The organism is Leeuwenhoekiella sp. MAR_2009_132 (assembly GCF_000687915.1).
GTDB lineage: Bacteria > Bacteroidota > Bacteroidia > Flavobacteriales > Flavobacteriaceae > Leeuwenhoekiella.
Window position 1 is genome coordinate 1,799,932 of the sequence record NZ_JHZY01000002.1, and the last position, 17,833, is coordinate 1,817,764.

The 17,833-nt window shown below is 37.0% G+C and carries 14 protein-coding genes; 6 read left to right on the forward strand and 8 right to left on the reverse strand.

Annotated features, from left to right (window positions below; all coding sequences use genetic code 11):
• Window positions 1-4: 4 nt before the first annotated feature.
• The 7 genes from araA to P164_RS07680 form a co-directional block, all read right to left on the reverse strand.
• Window positions 5-1,516, reverse strand: a complete 1,512-nt coding sequence (gene araA, locus P164_RS07650; protein ID WP_028375850.1) for an L-arabinose isomerase — start codon at window positions 1,514-1,516, stop codon at window positions 5-7.
• 31 nt (window positions 1,517-1,547) lie between these two features.
• Window positions 1,548-3,197 (reverse strand): solute:sodium symporter family transporter, encoded by a 1,650-nt coding sequence (locus P164_RS07655; RefSeq protein ID WP_028375851.1) that lies wholly within the window; start codon window positions 3,195-3,197, stop codon window positions 1,548-1,550.
• A gap of 33 nt (window positions 3,198-3,230) precedes the next feature.
• The gene (locus tag P164_RS07660; RefSeq protein WP_028375852.1) at window positions 3,231-3,929 is read right to left on the reverse strand and encodes an L-ribulose-5-phosphate 4-epimerase; all 699 of its coding nucleotides are present in this window, start codon (window positions 3,927-3,929) and stop codon (window positions 3,231-3,233) included.
• Complete coding sequence (locus P164_RS07665) at window positions 3,922-5,619, reverse strand: ribulokinase (protein WP_028375853.1); 1,698 nt, start codon at window positions 5,617-5,619, stop codon at window positions 3,922-3,924. Before P164_RS07665 ends, P164_RS07660 begins: the two co-directional genes overlap by 8 nt.
• A 145-nt stretch (window positions 5,620-5,764) precedes the next feature.
• Complete coding sequence (locus P164_RS07670; protein WP_234405832.1) at window positions 5,765-8,140, reverse strand: glycoside hydrolase family 127 protein; 2,376 nt, start codon at window positions 8,138-8,140, stop codon at window positions 5,765-5,767.
• 12 nt (window positions 8,141-8,152) lie between these two features.
• Window positions 8,153-9,157, reverse strand: coding sequence for a glycoside hydrolase family 43 protein (locus P164_RS07675; RefSeq protein WP_234405833.1), 1,005 nt, complete (start codon window positions 9,155-9,157; stop codon window positions 8,153-8,155).
• Window positions 9,158-9,159: 2 nt separating this feature from the next.
• Entirely contained in the window at window positions 9,160-10,713 is a 1,554-nt protein-coding gene (locus P164_RS07680; protein WP_028375856.1) for an alpha-L-arabinofuranosidase C-terminal domain-containing protein, read from the reverse strand.
• Between the two features lie 228 nt (window positions 10,714-10,941).
• On the opposite strand from P164_RS07680, the gene P164_RS07685 reads away from it, so the two are divergent.
• The 6 genes from P164_RS07685 (at window position 10,942) to P164_RS07710 (ending at window position 16,220) form a co-directional block, all read left to right on the forward strand.
• Window positions 10,942-11,631, forward strand: coding sequence for an NUDIX hydrolase (locus P164_RS07685; protein ID WP_028375857.1), 690 nt, complete (start codon window positions 10,942-10,944; stop codon window positions 11,629-11,631).
• Between the two features lie 204 nt (window positions 11,632-11,835).
• Window positions 11,836-12,738, forward strand: a complete 903-nt coding sequence (locus tag P164_RS07690) for a MerR family transcriptional regulator (RefSeq protein WP_028375858.1) — start codon at window positions 11,836-11,838, stop codon at window positions 12,736-12,738.
• A gap of 9 nt (window positions 12,739-12,747) precedes the next feature.
• Window positions 12,748-14,208: a phytoene desaturase family protein gene (locus P164_RS07695; RefSeq protein WP_028375859.1), complete on the forward strand. Its 1,461-nt coding sequence runs from the start codon at window positions 12,748-12,750 to the stop codon at window positions 14,206-14,208.
• Window positions 14,209-14,215: 7 nt separating this feature from the next.
• Entirely contained in the window at window positions 14,216-15,055 is an 840-nt protein-coding gene (locus P164_RS07700; protein ID WP_028375860.1) for a phytoene/squalene synthase family protein, read from the forward strand.
• 1 nt (window position 15,056) lies between these two features.
• Entirely contained in the window at window positions 15,057-15,506 is a 450-nt protein-coding gene (locus tag P164_RS07705; protein ID WP_028375861.1) for a sterol desaturase family protein, read from the forward strand.
• Window positions 15,507-16,220, forward strand: a complete 714-nt coding sequence (locus P164_RS07710) for a YqjF family protein (protein ID WP_028375862.1) — start codon at window positions 15,507-15,509, stop codon at window positions 16,218-16,220.
• Here the strand turns inward: P164_RS07710 and bshC are convergent.
• Complete coding sequence (gene bshC, locus P164_RS07715) at window positions 16,210-17,814, reverse strand: bacillithiol biosynthesis cysteine-adding enzyme BshC (RefSeq protein WP_028375863.1); 1,605 nt, start codon at window positions 17,812-17,814, stop codon at window positions 16,210-16,212. The genes P164_RS07710 and bshC overlap by 11 nt on opposite strands.
• Between the last annotated feature and the right edge of the window lie 19 nt (window positions 17,815-17,833).

A 17,833-nucleotide genomic window follows, 5' to 3' on the forward strand; every position in this document is an offset into this window, starting at 1 on the left:
AAACTTACATCCCGTGTTGAAACAGGTGGTAATAAGCCTCGTTAGCGTTAATGGTATCTTTAAACTCGCGTACACGAGTACGTTCGTCAATCACTAAAAGCTCAATACCGGCAATATCAGCAAAATCTTCCATAAATTCTGTTGTTACTGCCTGGCTGTACACGGTGTGGTGCGCTCCCCCGGCAAGAATCCAGCTGGTGGCTGCAATATCAAGATTGGGTTTGCAATCCCAAAGCACACGAGCTACGGGTAGATGCGGCAAATCTGCTTCCGGTTTAACAGCTTCAACTTCGTTAACAATTAATCTAAAGCGATTCCCCATATCTACTAATGATGCATTTATTGCAGGACCTTCAGGAGAATTGAAAACAAGACGCGCAGGATCTTCTTTACCGCCTATTCCTAGAGGATGCACCTCACAACTAGCTTTACCATCTGCAATAGAAGGGCAAATTTCGAGCATATGTGAACCTAAAACGTAAGAACCTTGTGGCGTAAAGTGATAGGTATAATCTTCCATAAATGAGGTACCGCCTTCCATACCAATCGCCATAACTTTCATCGCACGGGTAAGGGCTGCAGTTTTCCAGTCTCCTTCTCCACCAAAACCATAACCATCTGCCATTAAACGTTGTGTGGCAATACCCGGCAATTGCTTCAGTTCTCCTAGATTTTCAAATGTATCTGTAAAAGCTCCAAAACCTCCTTCTTCTAAAAAGGCACGAAGTCCCAGTTCAATTTTAGCAGCTTCTACTAAAGACTGGCGTTGTTCTCCTCCTTCTTTAATTGTTTCGGCTAAATTATATTGCGTTTCATACGTTTTAAGTAATGCATCAAGATCTTCCTGTTTGATCTCATTAATTTTAGCCACGATATCTGAAGAATCAAAACCATTTACGGTAAAACCAAAACGCATTTGCGCTTCTACCTTGTCTCCTTCAGTTACGGCTACTTCCCGCATATTGTCTCCAATACGAGCCACTTTTAAGTTCTGAAATTCATTCCACCCTAATGCTACACGGGTAAAAATACCCAGTTTTGCCTGTACTTTTTTATCTTCCCAGTGTCCTACAACCACTTTGCGTTTTTTACGCATACGTGACATTATAAAACCAAATTCGCGATCCCCATGTGCAGACTGGTTTAGGTTCATAAAGTCCATATCAATTTCTCCCCACGGAATAGCAGCATTAAATTGCGTGTGCAGGTGGCAAATGGGTTTTTTAAGCAGGCTTAAGCCCTTAATCCACATTTTTGCAGGTGAAAAGGTATGCATCCACAAAATAAGTCCGATGCAGTTTTTAGTTCCGTTTGCCTCAAGACATAAGTCTGTAATCTCGTTAGGTGTTTTTACTAAATCTTTATAAATGATTTTAACCGGTATTGCAGCAGAAGCACTTAGACCTTTTGCAATTTCCTGAGAATGTGCTGCTACTTGTTTAAGTGTTTCTTCGCCGTATAAGTGTTGCGTTCCTGTCACAAACCAAACTTCGTATTGATCAATATTATAATTCATGTAATGCTTCTTCTGTTATTAAATAAAATCGTTATGAGAAATAAATGTAAATGCTAACCACAGCAAGACAAATAAATATACCTGCAGGTTTTAAATGTTTCCAAGGTGTGATATCTACCTGACGTGTATATTCTTCTTGATATTCGGTTTCTCTTGGGTAGAACTTACTCACTCCAAATAATATGGCTAGTACGAGCACAAAAATAATTCCCATAATATGTAAGAAACTCGGGAAGGCTTCAGCAGCGATTAAGCTCAATTGATCTACATCTGTAATACCTGCTAGTTCTGCATCAGAAACTGCAGCTCCTGTGATGATAGGTTTAATCACATAAAGGGTAACTAAATAAGTTACTACAGCAAATACAATGGCAATGTTTGCAGATTTTCCTGAAACCCGTTTAGAAAAAATACCCACTAATATAATTGCTAAAATAGGTACACTAAATGAGCCGTTAAGTTCTTGCAGGTAATTAAAAATCCCACCTTCTACTCCATAAAGTAAAGGCGCGATAGCCATTGAGAAAATTGCTAGAAACACACCAAAGGTCTTACCGGCACGCACAACTTGTTTTTCTGAAGCGTTGCTATTAAAATATTGCTTGTATAAATCAAGACCAAACAAGGTAACAGAACTGTTTAGCGCCGAGTTAAACGAACTTAAAATCGCACCAAACAAAACCGCAGCAAAAAACCCTACAAAAGCCGTAGGCAATACTGCTTTAACAAGCATAGGATACGCCTCATCTGCATTTTCTAATTCACCATTAAAATATTGAAACGCAATAATCCCCGGAAGTACAACGATAATAGGACCTAATATTTTAACAAAGGCAGCAAGACAAAGCCCCTTTTGACCTTCAGCTAGATTTTTTGCTCCTAGAGCCCGCTGTATAATGGCCTGGTTTGTTCCCCAGTAATAAAAATTTACAATAAGCATCCCGGTAAATAAAGTTGTCCACGGCACCGAAGAATTAGGTCCTCCCAAAATTTCAAATTTTTCGGGAAGGTTTGTAGTAAGTACACTCATACCATTTATGATACTGCCGTCTCCAATGGCCATCAAACCAAAAATAGGAATGAGCAAGCCTCCTATTATAAGCCCCACAGCATTAATAGAATCTGAAACTGCTACAGCTTTAAGACCCCCAAAAATCGCATAAATACTCCCTATTAAACCAATAATCCATACCGTAACCCACAATGCACTTTCTGGACTTAATCCCATACGCTCTGGGATATCAAACATAGTATTAATCGCTAACGCTCCAGAATATAATACTGTAGGCAACATAGATATGGCATATGCCATCAGGAATAAAATAGATACAATGGTCTTGGTTAGTTTTCCGTAGCGCGTCTCTAAAAACTGCGGAATGGTAGATATACCGCCTTTTAAATACTTAGGAAGCAAAACAAATGCCGTGAAAACCATTGCGATTGCAGCAATTACCTCATAAGCTGCGATTAAAATACCTTCGCTAAAACCTACTCCGTTTGTACCTATAATTTGCTCGGTAGAAAGGTTAGTAAGCAATAAAGAACCTGCAATTACGGGTCCTGTTAGACTTCGACCGCCTAAGAAATAACCATCAGAGGTAGTTTCATCTGTTTTCCGCGAAGCGAAATACGCAATAACCGCTACTAATAGTGTAAACGCGGCAAAAGTAATTAGTCCCATAAATAAATTTGTAAATGATTAATTATAAAATTATTAGCAACCCTGACCGTAATAAGCATCCTTACCATGTTTACGCTCGTAGTGTTTTTTAATAAGTGAATCTTTCAGTCTTGGAGCATTGGGGTTTATCTGAAGTGTTAATTGCGCCATACGCGCTATTTCTTCGAGCACTTTACTATTATAAACCGCTTTTGCAGCTGTCTCTCCCCAGGCAAACGGACCGTGATTTCCTAAAAGTACCATATTGACCTCCTCGTAATCAAGACCTTTATTTTTAAAACAATCTAATATCTGAATACCGGTATTGTGCTCGTAATTCCCCGCAATTAAATCATCATGCATAGGTGGTGCACACGGGATATCTGCTGTTAAATGGTCTGCATGTGTTGTTCCAAAAACAGGAATATCTAGCTGTGCCTGAGCCCAGGCAACAGAATAGGTGGCGTGGGTATGCGCAATACCACCTACTTTTTCCCAATGCTTATACAAATAAGCATGAGTTTTTGTATCTGAAGAAGGTCTCTTCTTCCCTTCTACTATCGCATTATCATAATCAACGATAACGATGTCTTGAGGTTTTAAAAGTTCGTAAGGAACTCCGCTGGGCTTAATGGCAAATACTGCATTTTTACGATCTACTGCACTAACATTTCCGAAGGTATAAATAACCAGACCCAAAGCATCTAGCTCCATATTTGCTTCGTAGCATTCTTCTTTTAAGGATTTATACATGCTGTTCTTTCTTCTTTTTAGGTTTAGTTATCTCTTTTTCTACAAAGGCACTCAGCGTTTCATAACGCTCCATCAAATTAGCAAAAGATTCTAAATGCTCGGGTTGCGGGTGGTATTCTGCCTCGTAATCGCTTCCCAATTTCTGACTGGCTTCTATTACATTTGCATAAATACCTGCTGCAACTGCTGCGTAAACTGCTGCTCCTAAAGCCGGCGCCTGATCTGAAGCTGCAACTTTAATGGGCACATTTAAGGTGTTAGCAAGCGATTGCATAATAAATGTTGATTTACGAGCAACCCCTCCAATCCCAACAACCGTTTTAATCTCTATACCTTCATCGGCAAAGCGATCCATTATTTTTTTAGAACCGAAACAAATCGCGTTTACTAGAGCTTTAAAAATATGTGGAGCTCTGGTTCCCATATTCAAGTTCGTTACCGCAGCTTCCAGTTCCTGATTGGCATCAGGAGTCCTGCGACCATTAATCCAGTCTAGTGCAACCGGTATAGCCTCATTGTTAGGTATAGCTGCTGCATCATCAGATAATTTTCTGATAAAGTCAGATTCTATTTCGGCTTTTAGTTTTTCTTTTTGTTTTTCGGAAAGTATGCTGGATTGCATCACTAAATTTTCGATTGGCCAACTCAATACGTCTTTAAACCAGGCCAGTAAATCTCCAAAAGCAGACTGACCGGCTTCCAAACCTACAAACCCTGGGATCACAGAACCATCAACCTGCCCGCAAATACCTCTTACGGTTTTGTTTGCAGTAACTTCTGGAGAAGAAACGCTTATGTCACAGGTAGAAGTTCCCATCACACGTACCAGCGTATGCTCTTCTACCTTTGCTCCCACTGCTCCGGCGTGTGCATCAAAAGTACCTACAGCAATCACCGTATCTGTTGTCAAACCTAATTTTGCTGCCCAGGCTGCACTAAGTGTACCGGCAACCTCATCTGAAGTATAGGTTTCAGTATAGAGCCGGTCTCTTAAATTTGCCAAATACGGATCTAATTGTCCTAAAAATTCTTCCGGTGGAAGTCCGCCCCAGCTCTCGTGCCACATTGCTTTGTGACCCGCAGCACAGCGGCTGCGCTTAAAATCTGCTAAAGAAGTATTTTCTAATAGCGTAAACGTCATCCAGTCGCAATGCTCCATCCAGGAATAGGCTGCTTTCTTAACTGCAGCATCTTCCCGAGCTACGTGTAGAATTTTAGCCCAAAACCATTCTGAAGAATAAATTCCACCTTCATATTTGGTAAAATCTTCTCCACCCCAGGTGCGTGCTAAATGGTTAATTTCATTCGCTTCATCAATAGATGTATGGTCTTTCCACAACACCATCATCGCATTAGGATTTTCTTCAAAACCTGCTGTAAGTGATAAAGGAATACCTTCTTTATTTACCGGAATAGGTGAAGAACCGGTAGTATCTATACAAATTCCTTTTACAGCATTTGCAGGAACTCCACTTCTAGAAACCACCGCTTTAATAGTATTTTCAAGACCTTCTAAATGATCTAAAGGATGCTGTCGAAATCGATTTTCTGAAGGTTTACAAAAAAGACCTTCTTTCCATCGTTTGTAATAGCTGACTTCGGTCTCTATCTCAGCTCCTGTTGCTGCATCTATTAAAACCGCTCTTACAGAATCTGAGCCATAATCTAGCCCGATAACATATTCTTTCATAAACTTAAATCTAACTATCTAACAAATCTACTATAAAGAATTTTAAAAATGTATATATGACACTTAACTTTTTTAGATTTTTTTAAGAACTTATAAGGACCTATAAAAAAATTTATTCATCAAACTGTAAAGATATTTATGCTTTTTAAGGAGTATTTTTAATTAAACGAACTCCATAAATACCAGCTGTTTTATGAGGGGATATTGCCTCAAAACGAACGTTTATGACCTTCCCCATCGTTAAAACTGTATCTGGAATTTTGTAATCTACATTTATAAATATATCCTCTTCTTCACCATTTAAAACTGTGGTAGTGAGCAATTCTCCATTAACTAAAATATTAAATTCACGATCTTCATCATTACCATAATAAGTTATGCGTAAGGATTTTGCCTTTAAATCCTTGTTCTCTAAATCATAAGCAAACCAGCCTTCAGCATCGCGCCAATGCTTATTTTTATGAACTCCGGTATTTGATCGCTCAAATTCAATATGATGATCTGACTCAGATTGCTGCTCGCCCGGGACTATATAATCTACCGTAATTGCACGCAAATGAGCTTCTATCCTTTGTTGCTCTTCTAATTTTTGCTGTATAGCTTTTAAACCTTGAGGGGTTTCTTGTTTAAAATAAATTGAATACCGTTTCTCGTGTATTTGATAAAATGGCTGAAGGGTAAGGTTTTTAAATTTTTCAGGATAAAATAAACCCCCGTTTTTAAATTCTAGAGGTTTACCTGCAATCGGTTTTAACTGATCTAGAATTGAACTTCCAGATTCTAAAACAAACATAGGAGCTTCCGTTAGCGGTAAAAAAGGCCCATCTGCTATATGACCTCCTCTACTGTCATCTGCAAACATACCCTCCTGATTATCATCACCGGTAATCGCTGCAAGTACTATAGGGCCATATTTTACCGAAACATAACCCGATTGATCTGGAATTTCTTCCAAACTTAAATGCATAGGCAATTCCATAGTAATTTTATCACAATTTTTCCAGTTACGCTCAAGCGGAATGTAAGACCCCGGACTTGCAGTAATATCCTGAAGTTTTCCGTTTATATACACCTTCAATGCTCCTGCATTTACCCATTCTGGATATCTCAAGTGCACCGTTGCTTTTGTTTTCTTTCGGCTTTGCCAAATCAATTCTGTTATCGCTTCTTCAGGAAAATTAGTTTTTTGTATAAGCTTTGCATTTTTCTCTTCCCACTTCACTTCTGACGGAATGAATAAATTCACATACAGAGCATCTTTCTTTTTAACATAAATAAGTTCGTTGTACTTGGTATGATTTTCCATTCCCGATCCCACACAGCACCAAAAGCTAGTTTCGGGTTGCGAATACACCCGGTAATGCCCGGGACGCATCGGGGTAAAATAGACAAAACCACCATCAGGATTTTGAGAAGAAAGAATGTGATTATACAAGCCGCGCTCGTAAAAATCGATATAAGCCTCATCAGCAGTATCTTCAAAAAGCAGTTTACTCAACTTGAGCATATTGTAGGTATTGCAGGTTTCAGGACCTTGCTCGCTGCTTAAGATTTCAGAAAAATCTGCTATGGGGTTAAAATGCTCACGCACACTATTACCTCCTATACTTAATGAACGCTTTTGGGTTACATTTTTATAAAAATTTGACGCTGCTTCATGGTAGTGCTTAGCGCCTCCTAACTGACTGATGCGTTCAAAACCAATAAATTTTGGAATCTGTGTATTGGCATGCATTCCCGTGAGAATATCCTCGTTTGCCGCTAAAGGTTCTAACACTGATTTCTGCGAAAAATCTTCCGCTAGTTTTAAATATTTTTTATCCTTAGTTATGCTGTAAATCTCAGCAAAAACCTCATTAAGGCCGCCGTGCTCAGACCGAAGCATATCTTGTATTTGAGCCTCACTTAAGTCTCTTGTGATTTCAATAAACCAATCTGTTAACTCGAGTAACATCGTTTTTGCCAACGGTATTTCTGCATGAATCCAGGCATCTTTGAGACCGTTAAACGTCTTATGAATGTTGTAAAGCGGCACCCATTTCTCATTTAGGCTGAAACTTCCTGCGTTAATTTTTCCGGTTTTAATCTCAGCCCAAAGTATAGCACTACCGGGAATTCCGCCTATGTAGCCATTTCCATTTGCTTTCTGAACCTTATTTAATTCAGACAAAGTATAATCAAGCAGTTCTTTGGCTTTTATATCTCCGGTTGACGTATAATACATAGCTAATGCAGAAATATAATGCCCTAAGGTATGCCCATCAAGACCCGTATTTTCCCAATTAGTATACGATTCAGCTTTAGGTTCAAGTCCTGCCTCTCGTAGAAACGGAGCTAATAGTCGATCTGGATTGAGCTGCTGTATATATTTAAAATCGGTAAGTGCTGCTTCTTTAAAAATGCCTGTAGTTACCGAAACCTGATTTAATGAAAATAATTCTATATGCTGTTGCCCTAACAAAGTAGACGAACTAGCGAGCAGAAGACCGAAGAGAAAAATTTTCATATTAATAAAATGCATAGGATTATCAATTTACTCTTTGAGTTGAATACCTTCTGAAGTCATTACAATGGGTTTTATTGTTCCATCTTCATTATAATATAACCGATCTACACAAACCGAACGGTGAAAACTACTGCCGTGGGTAGGTATGCTTCCGTTGTGATAAATAAAATACCAGGTATCTTTATACTCAATAATAGATTGATGGTTGGTATTGCTATTGCCCGCAACTTCGTTAATAATCCCTTTAAATTCCCAGGGCCCGTTAAGCGATTTGGACATTGCATAAGCTATCTTTTCGGGGAAATCGTAAGCATAGGACAGATAATACCAATCCCCACGCTTATGGATGTAAGGAGCTTCGGTAAATTTTGGAAGGTCAACTGCGTGAATAGGACCATCAATCTCAATCATATTATCTTTTAGTTTTACATATTTACAAACCTGATTTCCCCAGTATAAATAAGGTGTACCATCATCATCAATAAATATCGTAGGGTCTATGTCGTCCCAACTAATATCGACCTGAGTAGTCATATCATTTGTAATTAATGCCTCCCCTAATGCATCTTTAAAAGGACCTAACGGAGAGTCTGCAACGGCAACACCTATGGCTTTACCATAATTTAACTCGTCGTGTTGTACGGTGACATACCAATAAAATTTACCCTCTTTTTCGATAACCTGTGCAGCCCACGCATCGCCTCGTGCCCATTTAAAATCTGTAGGCTTTAAGGGTACAGGGTGCTCCTGCCAATTGACCATGTCATCAGAAGAATAAACAAGCCACTCATTCATAATATAGCGTTCTTCATTATCAGGAGCCTGGTCGTGACCGGCATAAATATATACCTTACCATCGTAAACTAATGCTGCAGGATCTGCCGTGTATTTATCTGTTATTATAGGATTATTGTATGACTGCTCTAAATCTTCAAAAAGTTGAATCCCACGTTCAACATTAACTTCTTGAGCTCTAGTTTTAAAAGAAACTAATGCCAGTACTAGCATTCCTACATACAATGTTCTACTCATAATTAGTTACCTTCAAGAACAACTATTGAAAATGCTGGTATTTTTATCTCTAATACCCCCTTTTTAAATTTAAAATCATTAAAACTTTTAGGTTGAATTTTATTCGGGTTATCAAATGAATTATGATCCTGTAGTTTGTCTGAACTCAAAATGGTAGCCGTAAAGTCTTTAATATTCAATTTGCTTAAATCTACAGTAACCATGTTTTCTTTTTTAGCATCAATATTTACCAAAGAAATATGTGTTTTACCTGCAGCATCTTTAGAAGCTGAAGCAGATATAGCAGGCAGTTTATCTCCGTTTAATGTGTAGTCTGGCGTCTTTAATTCTATAGGTAAAAGCGTGGCATCATGGTGTACCGTGTACATTTTTAATACATAATAAGTAGGCGTTAAAATCATCTGATCTCCTTTGGTAAGTGCCACCGCCTGAAGCACATTAACCGTTTGCGCAAGATTTGCCATTTTTACACGGTTGCTATGGTTGTTAAATATATTGAGGCTAGCCCCTGCAATCATCGCATCACGCATCGTATTTTGCTGATATAAAAAACCGGGATTTGTACCTTCCTGTACCTCATACCAACCTCCCCACTCATCAACAATAAGGTCGATCTCATTCTGGGGATCATATTTATCCATGATGGCTACGTGCTTATTAATCAACTCATCCATAAACAGAGCAGATTTCATTGTTGTAAAGTATTGTTCTTCGGTAAAGGCAACATCAGACCCTTTGTTATTCCAATCGATTACAGAATAATGATGCAAGGCAACTCCTTCAAGTAAATTTTTAGGGATATTCTTCATCAATACTTCGGTCCAGTTATAATCTGACCCATTAGCCCCTGAAGCAATGCGATATAAACCGGCCTTATTATCCCAGGCACTCATAAAGGTGGCGTACTGTCTATATAAATTAGCATAATACTCTGGCGTCATGTTGCCGCCACATCCCCACATTTCATTACCCACTCCCCAATAGGTAACTTCCCAGGGATTTTCTCGACCATTTTCGCGTCTTAAATCGGCCATGGGGCTTGTACCATTATGGTTTACATATTGTACCCAATCTGACAATTCCTTAACCGTACCACTACCTACGTTTCCTGCTAAATAAGGTTCTGTACCTAAAGCCTCACAGAGATTTAAAAAATTATGAGTTCCAAAGCTGTTATCTTCGGTAACACCTCCCCACCATGTATTAACGATTGCGGGTCTGTCTTCTTGTGCTCCTATCCCATCCATCCAGTGATAGGTATCCGCAAAGCAGCCTCCGGGCCAGCGTAAATTGGGTATTTTAATCGCTTTCAACGCTTCAATCAAATCATTTCGAACCCCATCTGTATTGGGTATAGTACTTTCTTTACCCACATAAAAACCATCATATATGGAACGCCCAAGGTGTTCTGCAAAATGACCGTAAATGTGTTTACTAATTATTGGAGCATCATCTGTAGGCTTTACCTGAATGTTCGCCTGTGAATTTTGTGCCTGTATGGGCTGCATACAAAATAATGTAACAATTAAACTTCCCAAAAAATAGATTTTGTTCATAGCAGATAAATTAAAAATTCCATTAAAAATATTAAGTGTTTTTAATACATTTACAATATACTTAAAGTTATCAATTAGAATTACAGATTTTTAAAAAAATGAACTCTATTTTATAATACCATCAGGTGATTGTCTGTAGAGAGCTATTTTTATTATTGTATATCTTGCGATTACTATACTTTTGCCTTATAAAATAAAAATTAAACATTTCCCATAAAAAATAATAGTATGCTAAATAGTTACAATACTGACGACAAAATACTTCTTGCGGTAGATTGTATCATATTTGGATTTGATCAAGAGCAATTAAAAATTCTTCTTATCAAACGTAACTTTGAACCGGAAATGGGAAAATGGTCATTGATAGGTGGTTTTCTAAAAAAATCGGAAACGCTTGACGATGCTGCAAACCGTATTTTATTTGCCTTAACCGGCATTAGCAATATTTATATGGAGCAGCTCTACACCTTTAGCGAAATAGATCGCGATCCTCAAGAGCGTACGTTGTCTTCGGCATATTACGCGCTGATTAATATTGAAGATAGTGATGAAGATTCTAGCGCACTATATACAGCAAAATGGTTTAATGTTAATGAAGCACCCCGTTTAATCTTTGATCACCAGCAAATGGTAGATCGCGCTATCAAACGACTTCGCAGACGTGCTATAAGTAAACCTATAGGTTTTGAACTTTTACCTGAAAAATTTACAATGCTTCAGTTACAGCATTTGTACGAAGCTATTTTAAACCAAAAGCTTGATAAGCGTAATTTTATTAATAAAATCAACGGACTTGATATTTTAGTAAAACTAGAAGAGAAAGATATGACCTCGTCCAGAAAAGGTTCATTTCTGTATCAATTTGATAAAGAAAAATACGATCAAAACGTAGAAGAAGGATTTATTTTTAAAATTTAGATCATTTTATCTATCTCGTTTTCTCCTATTTCATAACCTAGGGTGTCTACTATTTTTAATATTTAGTTTAAAACACCTAATTTCTACCCGTATTGTTGATGCGAATTCTTAACGGAATGCTAAAGTCATTTCTTTGTTTAATAAAAATGTATTTCTTTTAAACAAAACTGTAAATTTGCTTAGCCCTATTAGGCTTTTATATCTATGAATGCAGTCAAAACATCGTTTAGCATAAAAGACTTAGAAAATCTGAGCGGTATAAAAGCTCATACCATACGTATATGGGAGCGTAGATATAACCTCCTGGAACCAGATCGTTCTGAGACTAATATTCGTAACTATACGTTACCAGATCTACAAAAATTACTCAATGTTGTCTATTTACTAGATCACGACTATAAGATTTCTAAAATTGCAAAAAACTCAAGTGCTGAAATTGCATCTATAGTTGCCTCTATTGTAGAAAATAGCAAGTTGGGATCTAATAGTAACGCCCGCAATTCGTTTAAAATTGCAATGATGAATTTTGATCAAAAATTATTCACAAAAACATATACCGATCTTTTAGAGCACCACAGTTTCAGAGAAATTTTCTTTCAAATATTTATACCTTTTCTAGAGGAAATAGGGCTTTTATGGCAGGCAGGAGTTGTAAATCCTGCACACGAGCATTTTATTAGTAGTTTAATTAAACAGAAAATTTTGCTTCTAATAGAACATCACGATATTAATGAAGCTACCACTGCAGATAAAACATTTATTTTATTTCTTCCTGAAAATGAAATACATGATTTAGGATTGATGTATCTCAATTATGAAATTGTATCTCACGGTTATAAAAGCATTTATTTAGGACAAAGCATACCTAATGAAAGTTTAAAATATCTGGCAAATAATCAAACCAACGCAAATTTTGTTTCGTATCTAACTGTAAAACCTAGCGATATTAGTGTAACACAATTTGCTCACGATTTTTATAAGGATATTCAAAATAATGAAGTTTCGTTATTTCTTTTGGGTAGATTGGTTCAAAATGAAGAAACTACTAATTTACCACCTAACGTACAACTAATTAAAACAGTAGAAGCCTTTAGAGCGCTTCTTTAAATTATAACTATGCCCAAAAAAATTGTCATATTAGGTTCGGGATTTTCTTCACTTGCAGCTGCCTGTTATTTGGCAAAAGAAGGTCATGAAGTTAGCGTATACGAAAAGAACAGTACATTGGGTGGCCGTGCGCGTCAACTTAAAAGAGAAGGTTTCACCTTTGACATGGGACCGTCCTGGTACTGGATGCCAGACGTGTTTGATCGGTTTTTTGCAGACTTCGGAAAGAAAACATCTGATTACTATTCATTAGAAAAATTAGGACCTGCTTATAGTGTGTATTTTGGTAAAGGAGACTATATCACTATTGAAGATACCCTAGAAAAAATAAAAAAAACTTTTGAAGCGTTAGAGCCCGGTAGCGCTATAAAACTTCAGGAGTTTATAGACGATGCCGGTAAAAACTATGACATCGCTATTAAAGATGTCGTTTACAGACCTGGTATTTCTCCATTTGAACTGGTAACACCCGCAACAATAAAAAAAATAGGTTCATTCTTTAGTACCATTAGTAAAGAAGTTCGCAAGTCATTCAAAAACAAACGTCTTATAGAAATTTTAGAATTTCCCGTATTGTTTTTAGGAGCAAAAGCCACTAATACTCCTGCATTTTACAGTTTTATGAATTATGCTGATTTCGGTATTGGCACATTTCATCCTAAAAATGGAATGTTTGCTGTGGTTACGGCTATGATTGATTTAGCTAAGGAGCTTGGTGTAAACTTCAATACAGATTGTGAAGTGAGCCGCATTAGAACGGAAGGTAATCAGGCTACTGGTATAGTTGTAAATGGTAAAAATATAGAAGCTGACGTGGTTTTAAGCGGTGCAGACTACCATCATACAGAAACGTTACTCCCTAAAAATCTAAGACAGTATTCTGAAGACTACTGGGAGAATAAGGTTTTCGCTCCTTCGTCTCTTCTTTTTTATGTGGGATTTGATAAAAAGATTGAAAACGTAAATCACCATACTCTGTTTTTTGATGTAGATTTTGAAAAACACGCTAAAGATATTTACGATGTTCCAGAATGGCCAGACGACCCGCTGTTTTACGCTAATTTTCCTTCTATAACAGATAGCAGCATGGCGCCTAAAGGTAAAGAGGCAGGCTTCTTTTTAATTCCTCTTGCACCGGGATTACACGATACCCCAGAGTTACGAAACCTGTATTTTGATAAAATTATAGACCGCCTGGAAGATTTGACTAATCAAGAGGTTAAAAAAAATATTATATTTAAAGAATCCTTCTGTGTAAATGACTTTGTAGAAGAATATCACTCCTACAAAGGGAATGCATACGGTATGGCAAACACCTTATTACAAACAGCATTTTTAAGACCAAAACTCAAAAGTAAAAAAGTTGCTAATCTTTACTTTACTGGGCAACTTACCGTACCGGGACCGGGTGTACCACCGTCATTAATTTCAGGTAAGTTAGTTGCAGGATTGATTACAAAAAAAGAATAAGAAAAGAATGAAAGAGATTTTTGACCAAGTTTCATTAGCCTGTTCGCAAACAGTTACAAAAATGTACAGCACGTCGTTTTCGACAGCTACCAGAATGCTTGCGCCCAGTATTAGAAAAGATATTCATAATATTTACGGCTTTGTTCGGTTTGCAGATGAGATTGTAGATTCGTTTCACGATTATGATAAACAAACCTTATTTACAAGGTTTGAAAATGATCTTGAATTTGCTCTTACCGATAAAATAAGTCTAAATCCCATTCTTAATTCTTTTCAAAAAACATTTCATCAATATAAGATTGAAAGACATCTTGTTGACTCTTTTATGAGTAGTATGCGACTTGACTTAAGCAAAAGCAAGTATCTTACTGAAGAAGAGTACAAAAACTATATATACGGTTCTGCAGATGTGGTAGGTCTTATGTGTTTAACTGTTTTTGTACAGGGAGATCGCAAAAAATACGATGAGTTAAAAGAATGTGCTATGAGCCTTGGTTCTGCATTTCAAAAAGTAAATTTTCTTAGAGATTTAAAAGCAGATCACGAGGAATTGAGTAGAACCTATTTCCCAAACACAAATCTTAATGAACTTGATGAAATTTCAAAAGAGCAAATAATAGCAGATATTGAAGCCGATTTCGCAAAGGGATTATCGGGAATTTGTAAGCTTCCTGTAGAAGCTAAATTTGGTGTATACACGGCGTATCGCTACTACAGAAAATTATTGAGTAAACTAAAAGAAACACCCTCATTAGAAATTAAAAATGCACGTATACGTGTGCCTAACTATGTAAAAGCTTCTTTATTAGCGCGTAGTTATGTAAAATATAGATTAAACCTTATTTAAAATGCAAGCACTTCTTTGGATATTAGTTTTTATGCTAACCTTCGGAATAATGGAATTTATGGCCTGGGCAACACACAAATATGTGATGCACGGTTTTTTATGGTCACTACACAGAGACCACCATCATAAAGATCACGGCTCGTGGTGGGAACGCAATGATTTCTTTTTTATATTTTATGCTCTCGTAAGTATCGGTTGTTTTTTACTTTGGCAGTATGAAAACGTATGGATAGGACTTCCCATAGGATTGGGGATTTTCGCTTATGGTATTGCCTACTTCATGATTCACGATATTTTTATTCATCAGCGATTTAAACTCTTTCGCAATGCTAATAACTGGTATGCAAAAGGTATACGCAGAGCACATAAAATACATCACAAACATTTAGGTAAAGGTGATGGAGAATGTTTTGGTATGCTCGTACCACCATTAAAATACTTCAAAAAATAAATGAGTTTCTTAACCGCCTCTTGGAAAAAACTGTGCTTTGCCAATTATGCGGTAGATCCCTCAATTTTAAAACCCTATTTACCTGCTCATACAGAGCTGGATTTTTACCAGGGTAAGTGTTACGTTAGTCTGGTAGGTTTTCTTTTTGATAATGTTAAACTAAAAGGCATTACCGTACCCTTTCACAAACGTTTTGAAGAAGTAAATTTGCGATTTTACGTAAAATATTTCGACGGAAAAATTTGGAAAAGAGGTACTGTTTTTATTTCTGAAATAGTAAATAAACCTGCAATAGCCTGGGTTGCAAATACCCTGTATAATGAAAAGTACAGTGTATATAAAATGCATTATAAACACGATTTAACTACTGATGAAAATTTCTTTAGCTACGGGGTTTATTATGAAAATAATTGGCAACTTCTTCAGGTAGCCACTTCACCTCAACCAAAAACCTATACCCCAGGAGGTATAATAGGTTTTATCACAGAACATTTTTGGGGTTATAGTAAAAAAGATGAAAAACAGACCTGGGAGTATGAAGTTACACATCCGCTTTGGAAAGCTTATGATGTATTAGATTATGAAGTGATTTTTGATTTTGGCGCAATCTACGGAAATCAATTTGATGACTTATCGCATCGTGATCCCGACTCTATACAATGCATGGATGGCTCTGCGATAACCATTGAAGGCAAAAAACTTCTTAAAAAGTAATTACTGTAAATCTGAAGTCTAAAGGATCTAAAGACTCAAACAACTTTGGAATTAAGGCTTCACCATATTCTAAATAAAACTCAGAAAAATTCATCACGCGCTCCTGTAAATTCTCAGCCGGGAATAAATCATTTTGAATAGCTGTAAATCGCTGTATATGATCTCCTAATTTTTTCTTTTGAGCAGTTAATAAGCGCTTTTCTAAATTTTCTAAGCCTTTTAGCTGTTTAACTTCCTGGGCTTTTACAGCACCTAAAAAAGAAGCATCAGTTTGCTCTGCAATACTATATAACTCTTCAAACTGCTTAACTAAATGTTCTTTTTGTTTAGAAAAATCTACATCTATGTTTGATATTTTTCTAATTTTTCTATTTACAAGATCATTCTGCTTTAAGAAAATATCATCTATACTTAAATCAAGATTCGATAACTTTTGGGATTGCTTTTCGGTGATTAATAATGCAGAATTGCGCAACATTAATATCGGGAATTCAACACCTACTTTATCAAAAAATGATTTTAACTCCAGCCAATATGCAAGCTCTCCGCCACCACCTATATAGGCCAAGTTAGGCAAAATCACTTCCTGATACAATGGTCGCATAATCACATTAGGGCTAAATTGCTCTGGTGATTCTTCCAGTTTTTGCAATAGTTCTTCCTTAGAAAAAGTAAGTGCGGTATTATTCACATAAAAACTCCCATTCTTTTCTAAAATACGCTCTCTGGAATCTTTAGACATGTAGAACAGATTAATTTCCCGTGCATTTACCTGTACCGGATATCCCTTATGTTCTAGTGCTTCAGCTTGTTTGGTGACGTATTTAAAAGAATGCTGCTCGAGTAGCTCCTGTTTCATAAAAGGTGCAAAAACCCGCTTTAAAGCACTATCGTTTCCATCTACGATAACCAGACCGTAGTCTCCAAAAAGACTGTGTGCCAGATAACGGGTAGCATCAGCAAGATTATCGTGCTTTATATATGCCTCTTCAAACAAATCACAAAGCTCCTTTGCCAGTTTAGTGGTACCCAATTCTGCGCAAATAAGTCCTAAAATAGTATCAAGGCCTTCCGTATTAAAGACTCCTACCGCTCCTTTATCATTATCCTGAGTATCCTCGCGATTCCATTGAATTTTTTTCCCGTGTAATCTAAAATAATTGATCTCATCAAAATCGTGATCTTCAGTCGCCATCCAATAAACCGGAACAAAATCTGATGTAGGATACTGCTCTTTTAACTTCCGCGAAAGCGAAATTGTACTTATAATTTTATATAAAAAATAAAGTGGCCCGGTAAACAGATTAAGTTGGTGCCCCGTAGTTACTGTGTAAGTTTGCTCTTGACCGAGTAAATCTAATGCGCGATCAACAGATTCTGTAAGTTCTAAATGTGCATATTGTTGCCTTAAAGAGGAAACAAGAACGGCCCTGTTAGCTGCAGAAAATTGCTTGTTTTTAAGTTGCTTCTCAAAATTTTCTATCGTAGGAAAATTTGAATAGAAGTCATTTACAGCCTCGTTCTCATCGAGATAATCGCAAATAAGTTTTGAAAAATAACCGGTTTCTTTATAGGGAAGGTAATGAGTAGACATTGAGTTTTATTTACGAAGC